Genomic DNA, 17675 nt, shown 5'->3' with positions numbered 1-17675 from the left:
ACGCTAGTCCATGCGCCGGGCGATGGCGCCGTGACTCATGGCGACGCTGTCGTTGTCGATCAGCGCCAGAAAGGGGGCGCAGACGGGGCTTTGCATCACCTCCTGTGCCGCCGCGCTCGCGGCCTCCTGCGAGCGCCAGATCACATGGTCGGTCCAGAGCCCGTCTTCGGTGCGCGACAGGGTGCGCGCCAGCATCTGGCCGGAGCTTTGCAGCTTGTCCTCGACCGCAGCGGCGGCGGAGATGAAGGCGGTTTCGTCGGCGCCATCGGCGAGGCGGAAGGTGACGATTTCGGCGACAGTGACGGGTTTGGTCATACGGAAACTCCTTTGATACATGTCCGTGGGACCGACGTAGCAGTCTGCAACTGACATAAACCTGTCAGGAGTGTTGCGCGCCGCGCCTTGCGGTGAAAAAATCCGGGCTGCGGCCCCCGTAGGGGCATCGTTCGCGCTTCCCGCCGGGGCGCGCCCTCCGATAAGACGGGGATGACACCGAGGCCCGGCGACCTGCGCCGTGCATGGGACAAGACAAAAGGAGACGACACATGTTGAACAATATCGGCCTTCCCGGCCTTCTGCTGATCGCGGTTGTGGTTCTGGTGCTGTTTGGGCGCGGCAAGATCAGCTCGCTCATGGGCGAAGTGGGCAAGGGCATCACCTCGTTCAAGAAGGGCGTGAGCGAAGGCTCCAAGGAACTCGAAGAGGATACCGCGGAAGCGGCCAAGGACGTCACGCCCGCGGAAACCGACAAAGACAAGGCGTAAACGCGCATGTTCGACCTGGGCTGGACCGAACTGCTGGTCATCGGCATCGTCGCGCTGATCGTGGTGGGGCCGAAGGATCTGCCGGTGCTGTTCCGCAATGTCGGCCGCTGGGTCGGCAAGGCGCGCGGCATGGCGCGCGAGTTTTCGCGCGCGATGAACGACGCGGCGGATGAATCCGGCATGAACGACATCGCCAAGACTTTCAAGACCGCGACCAACCCGGTGGGATCGGCGCTCGACGGGGTCAAGGACGCGGCACGGGACATGACCGCCGGACTGGACCCGACCAAATTCGATCCGGACAGCGAGACCGGCAAGCTGGCCAAACAGCGCGCCGCGGACGCCAAGAAGATCCAGGCGGCCACCGCCCGGGCCGCAGCCGAGCGCAAGGCGCGCGAGGCCGAGGAGGTACTGGCTAAGGCCAGGGAGGCCGAGGCGGCGTTGAACGATCCGGCGCCGGACGCCCCGCAGGAGCCTGAAAGCAAGACATGAGCAATACCGACACAGACGAGATCGAGGACAGCTCGGCCCCGCTGATCGAACATCTGGCCGAGTTGCGCAACCGGCTGATTCATTCGGTCGTGGCCTTCCTCATCGGCATGGTGATCTGTTTCACCGTGGCCACGCCGCTGTTCAATTTCCTCACCGCGCCACTGTGCCAGGTTCTGGCAGACCGGGGGCAGGACTGCGACCTGATCTTCATCAGCCCGCAAGAGGGGTTCTTTGTGGCGATCAAGGTGTCGCTGCTGGGCGGTCTGATCCTGTCGTTTCCCTATATCGCGCTGCAGATGTGGCGGTTCGTGGCGCCGGGGCTGTACCGGACCGAAAAGGGGGCGTTCCTGCCGTTTCTGGTTGCCTCGCCCTTCATGTTCATCCTGGGCGGCGCCTTTGCCTTTTATGTCGTCACGCCGCTGGCCTATGACTTCTTCCTCGGCTTCCAGCAGTTCGGCGCCGAGGGCGAGGCGGTGGAGGCCGGAAAGGCCGCGCCGCTGAGCGTGGTGTTCCAGGGCTCGGCGCAGGAATATCTGAACCTGACGATCAAGTTCATTGTCGCCTTTGGCCTGTGCTTCCAGCTTCCGGTTCTGCTGACGCTGATGGGCAAGGCCGGTCTGGTCAGCGCCGACGGGCTGGGCGGCGTGCGCAAATACGCCGTGGTGGCGATCCTGATCCTGGCCGCGCTGGTGACGCCGCCGGACGTGATCACCCAGGTGATCCTTTTCACCGTGGTCTACGGGCTCTACGAGATCTCGATCTTCCTGGTGCGCCGGGTCGAGAAGAAGCGCGAAGAAAAGCTGCGCGAAGAGGGATACTACGACGACGAGGAAGAGGAGTTCGACGATCCGATGATGTCCGAGTTCGACGAGGACGCCGGGTCGGACGACAGGTAGCAGCCTCATTCATGGCATGAGGGGCGCGCGGGGTGACCTGCGCGCCCCTTGCCGTTTCTGCGAGGGCCTCTGGCCCGGCGTTCTGCCTGCCTCTTGTTGCCCGCCCCGCTTTCTGGTTTGACAGGCGCGCAACGAACGGAGGACAGCAGATGGATCAGGTCGCACTTGCCCGCATTGCCGAGGCGCTGGAACGTATGGCTCCCGCGCCGATGCCGGCACCGGATTTCACCGCCGCCGGCGGCTTTGTCTGGCACGTGGAGCCGGATCGGCTGGAGCCGGTGACGCGGATCAACCGGGTGCGGCTGGACCTGCTGGTGGGCATCGACCGCTCGCGCGACACGCTGCTGGAAAATACGCGCCGCTTTGCGCGCGGGTTCAGCGCCAACAACGCGCTGCTCTGGGGCTCGCGTGGGATGGGCAAATCCAGCCTGGTCAAGGCGGTGCATGCGGAGGTCTGCGAAGATCACCCGGATCTGAAGCTGATCGAGTTGCAGCGCGAGGATCTGCCCAGCGTGGGGCGGCTGCTGAACCATCTGCGCAGCGCGTCGCAGCGGTTCTTGCTGTTCTGCGACGATCTATCGTTTTCCCATGACGATCAGCATTACAAGAGCCTCAAGGCGGTGCTGGACGGCGGCATCGAGGGACGGCCGGAAAACGTGCTGTTCTACGCCACCTCGAACCGGCGCCACCTGATGCCGCGCGATATGATCGAGAACGAGCGTTCCAGCGCCATCAACCCCTCCGAGGCGGTCGAGGAAAAGGTATCGCTTTCCGACCGCTTCGGGCTTTGGCTGGGGTTCCACCCCTGCGATCAGGACGAATATCTGACGATGATTGACCGCTATTGCGCCGCCTATGGGGTGCAGGTCGACCCCGAGACCCTGCGCGCCCAGGCGATCGAATGGCAGGCCACCCGCGGCGCGCGGTCCGGCCGGGTCGCCTGGCAGTTCTTTACCGATCTGGCGGGGCGGCAGGGGGTGCGGGTCTGAGGCGCAGGCCGCGCCCCGACCGCGCGCGCTTCCGTCTTTTCTGGCTATAAGGCGCGGCTGCAACGCGCCGCTGGAGCGTTTCCAGGACGCCGCTCACTCCCGCCCCGCCGGAAGGGTCCGCCCCGCAGGGGCGGTCCGGCCCAGATCCCGGGCGTCAGGCGCCTATTTCAGATAGGGGGCCGGGTCGACGCTCTCGAATCCGTCGCGGACCTCGAAATGCAAATAGGCCTCGTCGCCGGGCCGCAGCTCGGCCAGTTTCTGGCCGCGCTTGACCGTGTCGCCCTTTCTGACCGCGATCTTGTCCACATTGGCATAGACCGTCAGCAGGTTGGCGTCGTGGCGGATCACAACGATGGGCACCTGGTCGGCATCCTCGGTGATCGCGGCTATGGTGCCGGCGTCGGCAGCGGCCACAGCAGAGCCCGGGGCGGCGGCGATGTCGATGCCCTCATTGCGGCCCTTGGCATAGGCACGGATGATCTTGCCGCCCGAGACCGGCATCGCCATTGCCGCGCCGGAGGCGGCCGAAGGGGTGCCGACCGAGACCTTGGGCGGTTTCGGTGCGGTGGCCGCGATCTTTTCGTCAGGGAGCGGTGCGGCGGCGCTGGGCGGCGTCGGCGTGGGCGAGCCGCTGCCCGGCGGGGTGGCGTCGGTCGCGGGCAGGGCGCGGCGCGGCGCCGGCTGGTCCTTGACCGGGATCAGCAGGTATTGCCCCTCGCGGATGGCGAAATCGGGGCCCAGCCCGTTCCATTCCGCCAGCGCCTTGATCGGCACCTGGTAGAGGCGCGAGATGGTATAGCCGGTTTCGCCGCGCTCCACCTTGTGGCGCACCGGCTCTGTCCGTTCGGGCGCCGGTTTGGGCTCGGTCCGGGGCGCGGCGGCCGCCGGTTCCAGCGGTGTGCTTTCGACCGCCGAGGGGGCCGGCGTGGTATCGGGCGAGGCGTCGATCGCCGAGCCCGCCAACGTGGCGATGTCGATTGATCCGGGGCTGCCTGCCGGCGGTTCCGCCACCCGGCGCGGTAGCGCCAGCACCTCGCCCTGACGCAGCGGATCGCCGGGCTGGATGCCGTTGAAACGCGCCAGTTCCTCGGCCGGAAGGCCGATGCGGGCGGCCACATCGGCGACGCTGTCGCCGCGGCGGGCCACCGCCACCTGATAGCTGGGATAAGAGATGATGCCGCGCGCATCCGGCTGCGGCCGGTCGGCTGTGCTCACGCCGCGGGCGGCCTCGGCGGTGCTGAAACTGCCCAGATTGCCGCGCAGGTCGAAATCCAGCGGTTCCGAACAGCCCGCAAGCAGGGCCAGAACGGCGGTTGCCGCCCAGAGGCGGCGTGGTGTCGCGGTGGCGGGAAATGGCATCTGGTGTTCCTCAATGCGCGCCCCCTGTTGCCCGGGGCTTTTACGATTTACCTGTTATGCTCAACTGTCCTGACCCAACCCCTCCAGAAGGGGGACGAACCGAACCGGCCGGATCTCGTCATACTCAAGGCCCGTCTCGCTGCGCCGCACCCGGATCAGGGTCTGCACCGTGTCGGACTGACCCACCGGCACGACCATGATACCGCCAATTTTCAATTGCGCCAAGAGCGGGCCCGGCGGATCCTCGGCGGCGGCGGTCACCAGGATGCGATCGAACGGCGCCTGATCCGGCAGCCCGTGCGAGCCGTCAGCGGTCATCGCGGTTATGTTGACGAGGCCCTCGGCCTCGAAAATCGCGCGGGCCTCGCGCACCAGACGGGCGTGACGCTCTACCGTATAGACGCGGCGGGCCAGCTTGCTGAGGATCGCCGCCTGATAGCCCGAGCCGGTGCCCACCTCGAGCACCTTGTCACGCGGGTTGACCTGAAGCGCCTGTGTCATGATGCCCACGACGGAGGGCTGGCTGATGGTCTGGCCGCAGGCGATCGGCAGCGGCATGTCCTCATAGGCGCGTTCCGAGAACAGCCCGCGAACGAAGGGGCCGCGGTCGATCTCTTCCATCGCGTTGAGCACACGCCGGTCGGTCACGCCCTTGGACCGGAGCGCGAACAGGAATTGCATCTTGGTTTCCGGTGCCGGTCCTGTCATTCGATGGCCTTCAACGCCTCCAGGGCATCATGGGCGGTCAGATCGGCCCGCATCGGCGTGACCGAGATATAGCCGTCCAGATTGACCGCCGCGTCGCTTCCCGGCTCCGTCGGCACGTGCTGGTTGCCGCCCTTGATCCACAGGAACCGCCGCCCCGAGGGCGAGCTGTGCGGTTCGACCGAAAACCGGGTGTCGCGGCGAAAGCCCTGCGGCGCGGCGCGCAGGCCGCGCACCTCTGCCCCGGGCACCGGGGGGAAATTGATGTTGTAGAACAGACGGTAATCCTCGCCCGCGTCCGGGCCAGCCGACAGGATCCGGCGGACCGCCTCGGCGCCGTGCCGGGCGGCCGCGTCGAACGGGTTGTCGAGCCCGAGGTTGCCGGGACCGAAATACTGCGACAGCGCCATCGCCGGGATTCCCTGCAGCGCCGCCTCCATCGCGCCGCCGAGCGTGCCGGAATAAAGGGCGTTCTCGGCCGAGTTGTTGCCGCGGTTGACCCCGGACAGCACCAGATCGGGGCGGTTGCCCTTGAGCACGTCGTGCAGGCCGGCCATCACGCAGTCGGCCGGGCTGCCCTCGGCGGCAAAGCGGCGTTCGCCAAGCTTGGCGATCATCATCGGATGGGTGTAGCTGATGCTGTGGGCGACGCCCGACTGCTCGAAAGCAGGGGCCACGACCCAGAGCTCACCCTCAGGGCCGGCCAGATCGGCCGCGATCACCTCGAGCACCGCCAGCCCGGGCGCGTTGATTCCGTCGTCATTGGTCACAAGAATGCGCATGAGAGCCCGCCCCGTTTGGGTCTTGATAGTCGCCGGTCCCGAAGGGGGCAAGCCGCCCGTCTTCCCGTCCGTGAAAATATCGCGGACTGCTGCCGGATCGGGCTATGGCCCGCCGGGCCAATCCGGATCAGATCTGCGCCAGCAGGCGTTCGGCCTCTTCGGCGGGATGGGTGAGCGCGGAGCGGTCCTCGCCCGGGAAAAAGCGGGCGCGGGTGGCGGTGGGCATCGGGCGCGGCGCCAGCACCTGCACGCGGGGGCCGGTGCGCGGGGTCTCCGCCGCCCAGCTTCTGGCCAGCGCGATCTGGGCCGCCTTGGTGGCGCCATAGGCACCGAAGAATTTCTCGCCCGCGCGGGGGTCGTCGAAGAACACCGCCTGACCGGCATCGCCCAGCAGCGGAGCCACATAGGTGATCAGCAGCGCGGTGGCGGTGGCGTTGACGGCGATGGATTTGTCCCAGTCCTTGGGGTCGATGAAATGCGCCGGGCTCAGCGGGGCCGCGTGGATCGCGGGGTGCATCCACAGGTCCAGCCCGCCCCAGCGGTCATGGATCCCGCGGCAGAGCGTCGCCATCGCCTCGGGCACGGTAATGTCCATCGGCGCCAGCGTGGCGCTGCCGCCCTTTGCTTTGATGCGGTCGTCCAGCTCTTCCAGCGCGCCGGTGGTGCGGGCGACGGCGACGATATGATGGGTCGGGGCCAGTGCCTCGGCCAACGCTGCGCCAAGCCCGCGGGAGGCGCCGGTGATCAGGGCGGTTTTTGTCTCGGGCGGTGTCACTGTCTGTGTCATGGGCGCGGGTGTGCTGCCTTTCCGGTGTCGCGTCAAGGGGGGCGCGCAGCGGCGCTTTGACCTTGCAGGCTACTCCGGATGGGCTTGCGGAGGGCCGCTCATCCGCCCGGCAGGGTGATCCGCCGGGTTTCACCGTTGCGCTGGAACAGAAGGCCCTTGTCGTCGATGGCCACGACCCGTCCCCAGGCGATCTGGGTGCCCGGGCTGACCTGTTTGATCCGACCGCCGGGCAGGCGGACCAGCGCGCGATACCCCGCGGCGCCGGCTGTCAGCCCGATCAGGGTCAACTCGGCCTCGTCCAATGCCTTTGGGGTCGTGGCCAGATCGGCCACCTTCGCGGACGTGACGCCAGCGTCGTTGGTATTGCTCATGAGGGGATCCTCGCGGTGCGCCGGGGGGGCGATTCCGTCTTGTTGTCTCTCGGACCGCCGCTTTACCGCGCCGGGCGGGGCGGGGAAAGCGGCGGCGCCGCCGCCTCGGCGGGAACCTGCCGGAGGATTCTGCCGGACGGCGGCGCGCGCCGGTTACTCGGCGGCGGGCTTCATCTCAAAGCCCTTTTCGATCATGTCGGCGGGCTTGACCGGGTATTCGCCCGAGAAACAGGCATCGCAGTACTGCGGGCACGAGGAATTCCGTCCGCTCGCCTCGCCCACGGCCCGGTAGAGTCCGTCGAGCGAGATGAATTTCAGGCTGTCCACCGCCAGATGGTCGCGCATTTCGTCCTCGGACATGGTCGCGGCCAGCAGCTTTTCCCGCTGCGGCGTGTCGACGCCGTAAAAGCACGGCCAGGCGGTCGGCGGCGACGCGATGCGGAAATGCACCTCCTTGGCGCCGGCATCAAGGATCATCTCCTTGATCTTGCGGCTGGTGGTGCCGCGCACCACCGAGTCGTCCACCAGGATCACCCGCTTGCCGCGGATCAGCGCGCGGTTGACGTTGAGTTTCAGCCGCACGCCCATGTTGCGGATCTGTTCGGTCGGCTCGATAAAGGTGCGCCCCATGTACTGGTTCCGGATGATCCCCATCGCATAGGGAATGCCCGATTCCTGGCTGAAGCCGATCGCCGCCGGCGTGCCGCTGTCGGGCACCGGGCAGACCAGATCGGCGTCCACCGGGTTTTCCTTGGCCAGTTCGCGGCCGATGGCGGCGCGGGTCTCATAGACGCTGCGCCCGCCCAGGATGCTGTCGGGGCGCGAGAAATAGACATGTTCGAAAATGCAAAAGCGCGGCTTCTGACGGCGGAAGGGGAACAGGCTTTCCACCCCGGTGTCGGGAGAGATGACGACCATCTCGCCCGGCTCGATCTCGCGCACGAAATCGGCGCCGATGATGTCAAGCGCGCAGGTCTCGGAACTGAGAACCCAGCCATCGCCGATCTGCCCCAGCACCAGCGGCCGCACACCCAGCGGATCGCGCACGCCGATCAGCTTGGTGCGGGTCATGGCGACGATGGAAAACGCCCCCTCGACCCGGCGCAACGCGTCCTCCATCCGCTCGGGGATGTTGCGTTGCAGCGACCGGGCCATCAGGTGGATGATGCATTCGCTGTCCGAAGAGCTCTGAAAGATCGAGCCGCGCTCGATCAACTCACGGCGCAGCGCGTCGGCATTGGTGATATTGCCGTTATGCGCGATCGCCGCGCCGCCCATGGCAAACTCGCCGAAAAAGGGCTGAACATCGCGGATCGCGGCGCCTTTGGCCCCGGCCGTGGAATAGCGCACATGCCCGATGGCCAGCGGTCCAGGCAGGGTTTCCATGATGTCGGTCGAGGTGAAATTGTCGCGCACATACCCAAATCGGCGGGCCGAGTTGAACCCCTGTTCGGGATCGTGGGTGACGATGCCGCCGGCCTCCTGGCCGCGATGCTGGAGCGCATGCAGGCCGAGGGCGACGAAATTGGCGGCATCCTGCACGCCGGTGACGCCGAATATGCCGCATTCTTCGTGCAGCTTGTCATCATCGAACGGGTGGGCGGGGGGCATTTGCGGCGTCGGCACGGGAGGGCAGCTCCGAATCCGTTGGGGGGTATGGCCCCCACATAATGGCATGGAGGGGGAGTGTCACGAAAGGATCACATTTTTTCCGGTTTGTTTTCCCGGTTGGTCCCCGGATGCGCCCCCCGGCGGGTACCGCCGCCGCGCTGGGCGTCGATGGCCCCGATCACTCTTCGGTCGTCTCGGGGGCAATGCAGGTGGGGTCGGTCCGCGACGCCGGTTGTCGTTTGCTCTCTCTGGCGCAGATCAGGGACAGCAACCGCCGGCTTTCACGATAGCTCAGTATGCGGTGGCGGGCCTGCGGGCCTGCGGGGCCGGGAACGTACAGAAGGGTGCCGGTCTGGGCAAAGACCACCTCTTCGGCGTCGAAGTGCAGGGCGATCCCCCCGCGCAGGGAAAAGCCGGCGATCGTGCGCACGCCGCAGAATCCGGTGGTTGTGGGCACCGGAACCAGCACCAGCGTCGCGCCGAACAGCGTCCTGCAGATCGGGTCCATCATGGCCACATGCTGACCGGCATTCAGGCGCAGGTCCGAACAATTGCCCATCCTGCCAGCCGGCACGTGCCAGTGCACGCGGCTGCGATCCGGGGGATGGCTGCAGAGCGAGGCGATCGAGGTCATGCCGCGCAGGGTGCGGACGCGGACACCCGGACGCAGAGTCTCGATCGGGCGCCATCCGCTGTCTGTATCCAGAAGGGTTCCGGGGGCGAAGGTGCGTTCAAAGGCCCGCTCAGGTCGCGTGGGCGCGGCCAGGACCGAGGTCGGGGAACGGAAACCTGCCTGCCCTCCGAGAGGATCGAGGCGCATAAACTCAACTCACTTGGTACAACTTTTACAGCAATGGGAAACGCGGTGTTCCGGCTTTATCTGCTGCCTGCAAAGGGGCGGAAAAGTGGCTGGATTACAGCAGAACTGTGGCGAATGTTTCAAGTTGAGACTTGCGCGGCGGTCCGCCCGCCGCCGTCCTTACGCGAAACCCGGCGCCTAGTCCTAGTTGCCCGGGGTGCCGCAGCTTCCCACCAGGCCTTCGTATTGCCGGGTGATCCATCCCAGTGCCTGTTCGGGGTCGCGCTCTCCGATGCGGTCGGTCAGCTGCGAGAAGACCGTGGCCGAGCGGCTTTCATCGACGATGGTAAAGCTCTGCCCGGTCATCACGGTGTCGTAGACAAAGAAGGCGACCGCAACCAGAAGGATGCCGCGCGCCACGCCGAAAAAGAATCCGGCGCCCTGATCCAGACCGCCCAGCGCCGAGCGCTGCACCAGCGAGGAGAACAGCGGCGTGAAGAACGAGACCACGATCAGCGCCACCGCAAAGACGGCGGCAAAGGCAGCGATGATGCTCAACTCGCAACTGTCGCCGATATAGTCGCCCAGCACCGGGATTTCCCGGACCAGAGGTTCGACCTGCGGGGCAAAGATGAAGGCCAGCACGGCGGCCACGATCCAGCCCGCGATCGCCATCGCCTCGCGCACGAAACCGCGCGAATAGGCCAAGAGCGCCGAAACCACGATGATCAGGGCGACAACCCCGTCGATGATGGTGAAACCTTCCATGTCCCTCGCCCGATCTGCCTTGTGCGTCAGCCCGCTCCGAAAATCTCGCCGACGAAACCAGTCAGGTCGGCAGGCCGCGTCAACGTCAGCCCGCCGCCGGACCCGATCTTGCCGCCTGCCGGAGCGATTGCAGCGGTGAAACCAAGTTTTCGCGCTTCTTTCAACCTGTTTTCGGTCTGCGGCGCGGGCCGCAGGGCCCCGGAGAGGCTGATTTCTCCGAAAACAACCGTATCGGCGGGCAATGGCGCATCCTCGCGCGCACTCAGCAGGGCGGCCGCCACTGCCAGATCGGCGGCCGGTTCGCCGATCTTCATGCCGCCGGCGACGTTGAGATAGACGTCGAGACCGGCGAACGGGATGCCACAGCGTGCCTCCAGTACCGCCAGGATCATCGCCAGCCGGCCGCCGTCCCAGCCGACCACCGTGCGCCGCGGCTGCGACAGCGGCGAGGGCGCGACCAGCGCCTGGAACTCGACCAGAACCGGCCGCGTGCCCTCGATGCCGGCAAAGACCACCGATCCGGCGCTGGGCTGGCCGCGCTCGGACAGGAACAGCGCCGAGGGGTTCGTGACCTCGGCCAGCCCGACCCCGGTCATCTCGAACACGCCGATTTCGTCGGCCGGGCCAAAGCGGTTCTTGACCGCGCGCAGGATGCGGAACTGGTGGCCCCGCTCGCCCTCGAAATAGAGCACGGTATCGACCATGTGCTCGACCACGCGCGGGCCGGCGATCTGCCCGTCCTTGGTGACATGGCCGACCATGATGACCGAGGTGCCGGTGCGCTTGGCGAATGTGGTCAGCTCATGCGCGGTGGCGCGGACCTGGGTGACACTGCCCGGGGCGCTGTCGACATTGTCGGCCCACATGGTCTGGATCGAGTCAATGACCACAAGCTGCGGTCGTTCCGCCTCGAGCGTCGTCAGGATGTCGCGCAGATTGGTCTCCGCCGCCAGCCGCACCGGCGCATCGGCCAGCCCGAGACGTCTGGCGCGCATGCGCACCTGCGCGCTGGCCTCCTCGCCCGAGACATAGATGGTCTTTACCCCCTGCCGGGCAAAGGCGGCGGCGGCCTGCAACAGCAGCGTCGATTTGCCGATGCCCGGATCGCCGCCCACCAGAATGGCCGAGGCCGGCACCAGCCCGCCGCCCAGCACGCGGTCCAGCTCGCCCAGACCAGAGGCGGCGCGGGACGGCGGCGCCTCATCGACCGAGAGATCAGAGAGCGGCACCGCGCTGCCGCGCCGTGCGCCCAACGATTTCGAGGCCGGGCCGGAGGACAGCGGCACCTCTTGGGTAATGGTGTTCCACGCGCCGCAGGCTTCGCAGCGGCCGGACCATTTGGTGGCGCTGGCGCCGCAGGCCGAGCAGATGAAGGTTTTTGTTTTCGCCATGCGCCGTTATTGCCCTTCCGGCGCCTTCGCCTCAAGCCCCCGCATCTGCCGTTCGGTCAGAAGGCCGAGGATCAGCGAGGCGAGGATGCAGAAGGTGAAGAGGTAGAGGCCCCAGGCCACCTCGATCCGCGCATAGGAGATGCCCTTGGCCAGGGTAATGTACAAGGCGATGAGGAAAATGTCCGCCATCGCCAGCTTGCCCAGCACGGTCAGGACGGGCAGGGCGCGGGCGTCGAGCAGCCGCCATTGCACCAGCGCCAGCCCGATGGTTTTGAGATAAGGCGCGAAAAGGGCGAAGGCGGTGACCACGAGGGCGAGGAAGACGTCCCTGCTCCAGAGCGATTGCAGCCCGGTGATCACTGAGATTTCCGACAGGCCGAACAGCGGCAGGAACCCCGCCCGCACCAGCGGCGCGAACCAGGCGACGGGGTAGAGCACCAGCAGGGCGAGGTTGGCAAGGCGCAGGATCATGAGGAAGGGCGTAGCGCAATTCCGGTGATCGCGGAAGCGGCAAGCGGTGGTTTTCCTTGAGGCGTCCGCAAACCGGCGGTGCGGCAGGGTGGTGGGGAATGGAAGCGCTCCCATGCCCGGAAACAGGGCGCGCAGCGCCGCCGGGCAGCGCGGTTGCCAGTCTTTTTTGTGCGAGGCTTTGTTCAGTGTTGTGCAGTGGTCGCAGGTGCTGCCAATTGTGCCAAGAAACTCGCCACAACCAAAATAATCTCTGGATCAGGGAGCGTCGCGATCCCCTGAGAAAAGTATCTATATGAATAAGGTCTATCAAAGCCAGAGTTGAGGTGTCTCAGTTGTTCAGCGTAAGTTGTGAGCGACGGCCTATCTGGTGGGGTAAGGAAGATTTCGAAATGCTCGTTATGATATTTATGGTTCCGCAATTGGGCGTCTAGCTTCTTGCGGTCGTCGCTGTCCAAGATGAGCAATGACACCGCGCGAAAAAGGAACGCTAGGTCGTGTCTACGGAAAGAGCTATTACTTTTTCTGCCCCCCGGACAGTACGCGAAGCCTCTGAACTTTCTCAGCCGATCAGGGTCCGCGCCGCGGGAACGCAGAGTGGCTTTGCAGGCCAGTTCTGTTGCGTGCCCGCAAAGAAATAGGAGTGGGCCGCTCTCTAAACTCAAGTCCTTGATATACGGATATTTGGGGGCTCGGTTTTCCCTGAATAGTGTCCAGGCAGCTTCAATATAGGCTTGTGCCTTCCTTGCCTCTCCGAGCGGCGAGAAGTCTAGAAAAGTGTCTCCAGTCTCACTCACCGCACCGCCTCGATCGGACCCTCCGCGCGGCCATGAATGAACTGGTCCAGATAGGGATCGCCGGAATTGTCCATATCGGCCACCGGCCCGGTCCATTTGATCACCCCATCATGCAGCATCGCCACATTGTCGGCAATCGCCCGCACCGAGGTCATGTCGTGGGTGATGGTCATCGCGGTTGCCCCCATCTCGACCACGATCTCACGGATCAGCTCGTTGATGACGCCGGCCATGATCGGGTCGAGCCCGGTGGTCGGTTCGTCGAAAAAGATGATCTCGGGCTCTGCCGCGATGGCGCGGGCGAGGCCGACGCGTTTCTGCATGCCGCCCGACAGCTCGGCGGGGAAAAGATCGGCCACCTCCGGCTTCAACCCGACGCGGCGCAGCTTTTCGATGGCGATCTCGCGGGCCTCGGCCACAGGCCGCTTGAGGGCGCCGCGCAGCAGGCGAAAGGCCACATTCTGCCACACGGGGAGCGAGTCGAACAGCGCGCCGCCCTGGAACAGCATCCCGAACCGCGCCAGAAAGGCGTCGCGGTCGCCGTGGGTGGTGTCCTCGCCGTCGACCAGGATGCGGCCGCTGTCCGGCGTGATCAGTCCCAGCACGCATTTGATCGCCACCGATTTGCCGGTGCCGGAGCCGCCGATGATCACCATTGAGGTGCCCTTGGGCACCTCAAGCGTGAGGCCGCGCAACACCTGGTTGCTGCCAAAGGCCTTATGGACGTCCTCAAAGCGGATCATGCCGAGAAAAATACCCCCGTCAGCAGGAAGTTGGCGGCCAGGATCAGCACGGCGGCGACCTCTACGCTGGTCTTGGTGGCAGCGCCCACGCCCTGGGCGCCACGGCCTGAATGCATGCCGTAATAGCAGCCCATCAGCGTGGCGATGCCGCCAAAGACGCAGCCCTTGACCAGCGATGAGACTACATCGAGCCCCTCGAGGAAATCCACCGTGTTCTTGAGGTAGGCGGCGGCATTGAATCCGAGGTTTTCGGTCGCGACGAAATAGCCCCCCGCGATGCCGATCACGTCGCCCACGCCGACCAGCACCGGCACCGTGATCAGCCCGGCCAGCAGGCGCGGCGCGGTCAGGTATTTCATCGGGTGGGTGGACAGGGTGACCAGCGCGTCGATCTGCTCGGTCACCTTCATGGTGGCGATCTCGGCGGCGATCGACGAGGTGACGCGGGCGGCGATCATCAGCCCGGCCATTACCGGGCCCAGCTCGCGCACCATGCCGATGGCGACGATCTGCGGCACCACCGCCTCGGCGTTGAAACGGGCGCCGCCGGAGTAGATCTGCAGCGCCAGCGCGCCGCCGGTGAACAGCGCCGTCAGCCCCACCACCGGCAGCGACAGCCAGCCGATATTCAGCAGCGCCTGCAACAGCTCGCGCGGGTAATAGGGCGGCCGGAAGATATGGCTGATGGCCGAGAACGCATAAAGCGCCACCCGCCCCACCGAGGACAACGCCGCCAGAACGGTCCGGCCCAGCCGGGCGAGCAAGGACAGCACCCCGGTCATGACAAGTAGCTGCGCGCATAGCGCGCGCCCAGCGAGGTGAGGATCTCATAGCCGATGGTTCCGGCGGCCTCGGCCACGTCATCGACGCCCTGATGCGGGCCCAGCAGGCTGAGGAACTCGGGCATCTCGCCCTCCATTCCGGTGATGTCCACCGTGATCAGGTCCATCGAGATGCGACCGGCGAGCGGGAAGCGCTGATCGCCGTGCCAGAGCCCCAGTCTGGGCGCCATGATCCGTGGCAGCCCGTCGGCATAGCCCGCCGCCACGGTGGCGATGTGCGAGGGGCGCTGCGCGGTCCAGTGGTTGCCGTAGCCGACGGTTTCGCCGGGCAGAACCTCGCGGGTCTGGATCACCGGCAGGTCGAGGGTGACGACCGGGCGCGCGTCCGCGAAGGGGTGGCCGCCATAGAGGCCGACGCCGGGGCGGGTGAGCTCGAAATGATACTCCGGACCCAGCAGCGTGCCGCCCGTGGCCGAGAGCGAGCGGGGGATGTCCAGCCCGTCGGTCATCTCGCGGAAGGCGCGCAGCTGTTTCTCGTTCATGAAGTGATCGGGATCGTCAGCGCAGGCCAGATGCGACATGATCAACGCCGGCCGCTGCTGCAGCACTGGCTCGCGCAGGGCGGCCCATTCGGCGGGTTCCATCCCCAGCCGGTTCATGCCGCTGTCGAGCTGGATGCCGAAGGGGTGCTGCGGCAGCGTCTCGAAGTGGCGCAGCACCTGATCGACCGAGTTCAGCATCGGCGTCAGGGCGTGGTCGCGGATCAACTCGGAATCGCCCGCCATATGGCCGGAAAAGACCCCGATCATCGGCCCCGGACCCAATGCGGCGCGCACGGCGGCGCCCTCTTCGGCGACGGCGGTGAAAAAGCGGCGGGCACCGGCGCGGGCCAGAGTGCGCGCCACCGGGGCGGTGCCCAGCCCGTAACCATCGGCCTTTACCACTGCGGCAGTTTCCCCCGCGGTCATGGCATCAAGCGCGCGCCAGTTTTCGGCAAGGGCGGTCAGGTCGATTGTCAGATGTCCGGTGCTCATGGCCCGTTCTTGACATGGGGGCGCGGGGCGTCAAGGGCAAAACCGCCGGGCGGCGGCGTGCCGCACAGTCCGGCGGGAAAAACGCCCCGAAATCAGCTGACGGGGCGGGGGGTGGAATGCCACCAGATGCGCACCTCGCGCGCCAGTCCGGCGGGGGTAAACTCGCCCACCAGCATGCCGTCCAGCTCCATCCGCGGCAGCGGATCGCCCGGCTTGCGCTCGGGCAGGCCGGTGCCGGTGGATTTGGCCCAGATCGCAAACAATTCCTCGGAGGCCACCTGATAGGTGACGTTCCAATGGGCGATGCCGCCCGCCGCCGTCTCGCCCAGCACCTCGTAGCGCAGAGAGATGTCCTGTTGCAGCTTGATCCTGTCCCAGTAGGCGGCGAGCGCCTCGGGGCCGCGCTGCACCTGGAACGGGGTGTTGTGATAGCGCCCGTCGGGGGTGAACAGGGCGGCGAACCCCTGGGAATCCTGCCCCTCCCAGACGCGTTTGTAGGCGGCCATGAAATCGTGGATCGGCATTTATCAGAACTCCTGTGCGCGGTCTTGTTGCCAGGACTTGGCCAGATTGCCAAAGCGGGTGAACTGCGCCTCGAAGGACAGCTCGACCGTGCCGATGGGGCCGTGGCGCTGTTTGCCGATGATCACCTCGGCCTTGCCGTGCAGACGCTCCATCTCTTCGATCCAGGATGCCATGGCCTCGATATTCTCTTCGCCCGGTTTTTCCCGTTCTTTGTAATACTCGCCGCGATAGACGAACATCACCACGTCGGCATCCTGTTCGATCGACCCGGATTCGCGCAGGTCCGAGAGCTGCGGACGTTTGTCTTCGCGGCTTTCGACCTGGCGCGACAGCTGCGACAGCGCGATGACCGGGATATCCAGTTCCTTGGCGATGGCCTTGAGGCCCATGGAAATCTCGCCGATCTCCTGTACCCGGTTGTCCGAGGTGCCGCGCACCAGTTGCAGATAGTCGACGATCAGCAGATCCAGCCCGTGCGTCCGTTTCAGCCGGCGGGCGCGGGCGGCAAGCTGGGCGATGGGAATGGCGGCGGTGTCGTCGATATAGAGCGGGCAGGCCTCCAGCGCCTTGGCCGCCTCGACAAAGCGGCGGAACTCGCCCTCGGTCATGTCGCCCTGGCGGATCTTGTGGCTGGAGATTTCCGAGGCTTCCGCCAGAATCCGCCCGGCGAGCTGCTCGGCACTCATCTCCAGCGAATAGAACCCGACGACGCCGCCCTGCACCGCCCCCTCGGTGCCGTCGTGCAGGGTGCCGCGCTTGTAGGCCTTGGCGACATTGAAGGCGATGTTGGTGGCCAACGAGGTTTTCCCCATCGATGGGCGCCCGGCGAGGATCAGAAGGTCGGATTTGTGCAGCCCGCCCAGCTTGTGGTCCAGATCGTCGAGCCCGGTGGAAATGCCCGCCAGCCCGCCCTCTCGCTGATAGGCGGCGTTGGCGATGTTCACCGCGTCGGTCACCGCCCGCAAAAAGCTCTGGAAACCGCTTTCCGTCTGGCCCTGTTCGGCCAGGTTGTACAGGTGCTGTTCGGCCTCGATGATCTGCTGCTTGGGTTCGCTGGCGACATCGACGCGGGCGGCCTTGTCGGCGATCGATTTGCCCAGTCCGATCAACTCGCGGCGGATGGCGAGGTCATAGATCATCTCGGCATAGTCGCGCACCGCAAAGGCGCTGATCGCCGCGCCTGCGAGTCGGGCAAGATAGGCCGGACCGCCCAGTTCCTTCAGTCCCTCGTCCTGTTCCAGAAACGCCTTGAGCGTGACCGGAGAGGCGAGCGCGTTCTTGGCGATCCGGGCCGCGGCCACCTCATAGATGCGGGCATGGACCGGGTCATAGAAATGCTGGGCGCCGATAACGCTCGCCACCCGGTCATAGACGTCGTTGTTGGTCAGGATCGCGCCCAAAAGCTGTTGTTCGGCCTCGATCGAATGGGGCATGGAGGTTGGGTCCTGCGTCTCCGGCGGGGGCGGGTTGACTGCTGTGATCTCGTTCATCTCTGTCCCGTTCTGCCTGTCTGCCGCGGCTGCATCTCGCGGTCCCGGACCGGTCTTGCGCCGGTTCGGTCCTTGTACAGAAACCCGCGCGGATTCGACATCGGGATAAGCGCGGGGGTAAG

General features: G+C 66.1%; 20 protein-coding genes. 4 read left to right on the top strand and 16 right to left on the bottom strand.

Annotated elements, in window-relative coordinates:
* Positions 1-3: 3 nt before the first annotated feature.
* Positions 4-315 (bottom strand): hypothetical protein, encoded by a 312-nt coding sequence (locus tag E1832_RS17300; protein ID WP_133361027.1) that lies wholly within the window; start codon positions 313-315, stop codon positions 4-6.
* A 230-nt stretch (positions 316-545) separates the two neighbouring features.
* Between E1832_RS17300 and E1832_RS17295 the strand changes: the two genes are divergently transcribed.
* The 4 genes from E1832_RS17295 to E1832_RS17280 all read left to right on the top strand — a co-directional run bounded on the left by E1832_RS17295 (position 546) and on the right by E1832_RS17280 (position 3141).
* Complete coding sequence (locus tag E1832_RS17295; RefSeq protein ID WP_133361026.1) at positions 546-764, top strand: twin-arginine translocase TatA/TatE family subunit; 219 nt, start codon at positions 546-548, stop codon at positions 762-764.
* A gap of 6 nt (positions 765-770) precedes the next feature.
* Positions 771-1256, top strand: coding sequence for a Sec-independent protein translocase protein TatB (gene tatB, locus E1832_RS17290; protein WP_133361025.1), 486 nt, complete (start codon positions 771-773; stop codon positions 1254-1256).
* The gene (gene tatC, locus E1832_RS17285) at positions 1253-2152 is read left to right on the top strand and encodes a twin-arginine translocase subunit TatC (RefSeq protein WP_133361024.1); all 900 of its coding nucleotides are present in this window, start codon (positions 1253-1255) and stop codon (positions 2150-2152) included. The genes tatB and tatC overlap by 4 nt, the downstream gene beginning before the upstream one ends.
* Before the next feature lie 149 nt (positions 2153-2301).
* Positions 2302-3141, top strand: coding sequence for an ATP-binding protein (locus E1832_RS17280; protein ID WP_133361023.1), 840 nt, complete (start codon positions 2302-2304; stop codon positions 3139-3141).
* 162 nt (positions 3142-3303) lie between these two features.
* On the opposite strand, the gene E1832_RS17275 is transcribed toward E1832_RS17280, so the two are convergent.
* The 15 genes from E1832_RS17275 to E1832_RS17205 all read right to left on the bottom strand — a co-directional run bounded on the left by E1832_RS17275 (position 3304) and on the right by E1832_RS17205 (position 17553).
* Complete coding sequence (locus E1832_RS17275) at positions 3304-4500, bottom strand: peptidoglycan DD-metalloendopeptidase family protein (protein ID WP_133361022.1); 1197 nt, start codon at positions 4498-4500, stop codon at positions 3304-3306.
* A 60-nt stretch (positions 4501-4560) separates the two neighbouring features.
* Positions 4561-5208, bottom strand: a complete 648-nt coding sequence (locus tag E1832_RS17270) for a protein-L-isoaspartate(D-aspartate) O-methyltransferase (RefSeq protein ID WP_133361021.1) — start codon at positions 5206-5208, stop codon at positions 4561-4563.
* On the bottom strand, positions 5205-5987 hold the full coding sequence (gene surE, locus E1832_RS17265) for a 5'/3'-nucleotidase SurE (RefSeq protein WP_133361020.1): 783 nt from the start codon (positions 5985-5987) through the stop codon (positions 5205-5207). Before surE ends, E1832_RS17270 begins: the two co-directional genes overlap by 4 nt.
* A 127-nt stretch (positions 5988-6114) precedes the next feature.
* Positions 6115-6774 carry an SDR family NAD(P)-dependent oxidoreductase gene (locus E1832_RS17260; protein WP_133361019.1) on the bottom strand — a complete coding sequence of 220 codons (660 nt, stop codon included), beginning with the start codon at positions 6772-6774 and terminating at the stop codon, positions 6115-6117.
* 98 nt (positions 6775-6872) lie between these two features.
* Positions 6873-7145: a hypothetical protein gene (locus tag E1832_RS17255; RefSeq protein WP_133361018.1), complete on the bottom strand. Its 273-nt coding sequence runs from the start codon at positions 7143-7145 to the stop codon at positions 6873-6875.
* A gap of 153 nt (positions 7146-7298) precedes the next feature.
* The gene (purF, locus tag E1832_RS17250; RefSeq protein ID WP_133361239.1) at positions 7299-8756 is read right to left on the bottom strand and encodes an amidophosphoribosyltransferase; all 1458 of its coding nucleotides are present in this window, start codon (positions 8754-8756) and stop codon (positions 7299-7301) included.
* Between the two features lie 178 nt (positions 8757-8934).
* Complete coding sequence (locus E1832_RS17245) at positions 8935-9576, bottom strand: Hint domain-containing protein (RefSeq protein WP_206021075.1); 642 nt, start codon at positions 9574-9576, stop codon at positions 8935-8937.
* Positions 9577-9759: 183 nt separating this feature from the next.
* A complete protein-coding gene (locus tag E1832_RS17240) occupies positions 9760-10323 on the bottom strand; it encodes a CvpA family protein (RefSeq protein WP_133361016.1) in 564 nt (187 codons plus the stop codon).
* A 26-nt stretch (positions 10324-10349) separates the two neighbouring features.
* Positions 10350-11714, bottom strand: a complete 1365-nt coding sequence (radA, locus tag E1832_RS17235) for a DNA repair protein RadA (RefSeq protein WP_133361015.1) — start codon at positions 11712-11714, stop codon at positions 10350-10352.
* A 6-nt stretch (positions 11715-11720) separates the two neighbouring features.
* Positions 11721-12185: a paraquat-inducible protein A gene (locus tag E1832_RS17230; RefSeq protein ID WP_133361014.1), complete on the bottom strand. Its 465-nt coding sequence runs from the start codon at positions 12183-12185 to the stop codon at positions 11721-11723.
* Between the two features lie 790 nt (positions 12186-12975).
* A complete protein-coding gene (locus E1832_RS17225) occupies positions 12976-13722 on the bottom strand; it encodes an ABC transporter ATP-binding protein (protein ID WP_133361013.1) in 747 nt (248 codons plus the stop codon).
* Complete coding sequence (locus E1832_RS17220) at positions 13719-14504, bottom strand: MlaE family ABC transporter permease (protein ID WP_133361012.1); 786 nt, start codon at positions 14502-14504, stop codon at positions 13719-13721. Before E1832_RS17220 ends, E1832_RS17225 begins: the two co-directional genes overlap by 4 nt.
* Positions 14501-15538, bottom strand: coding sequence for an alanine racemase (gene alr / locus E1832_RS17215; protein ID WP_133361011.1), 1038 nt, complete (start codon positions 15536-15538; stop codon positions 14501-14503). The genes E1832_RS17220 and alr overlap by 4 nt, the downstream gene beginning before the upstream one ends.
* Before the next feature lie 92 nt (positions 15539-15630).
* Entirely contained in the window at positions 15631-16062 is a 432-nt protein-coding gene (locus E1832_RS17210; RefSeq protein ID WP_133361010.1) for a nuclear transport factor 2 family protein, read from the bottom strand.
* Positions 16063-16065: 3 nt separating this feature from the next.
* Positions 16066-17553: a replicative DNA helicase gene (locus E1832_RS17205; protein WP_133361009.1), complete on the bottom strand. Its 1488-nt coding sequence runs from the start codon at positions 17551-17553 to the stop codon at positions 16066-16068.
* Positions 17554-17675 lie beyond the last annotated feature (122 nt).

This window comes from Antarcticimicrobium luteum (assembly GCF_004358185.1).
GTDB lineage: Bacteria > Pseudomonadota > Alphaproteobacteria > Rhodobacterales > Rhodobacteraceae > Antarcticimicrobium > Antarcticimicrobium luteum.
The sequence above is the reverse complement of the archived record's forward strand: the minus strand, read 5'-3'. Positions and strand labels throughout refer to the sequence as shown.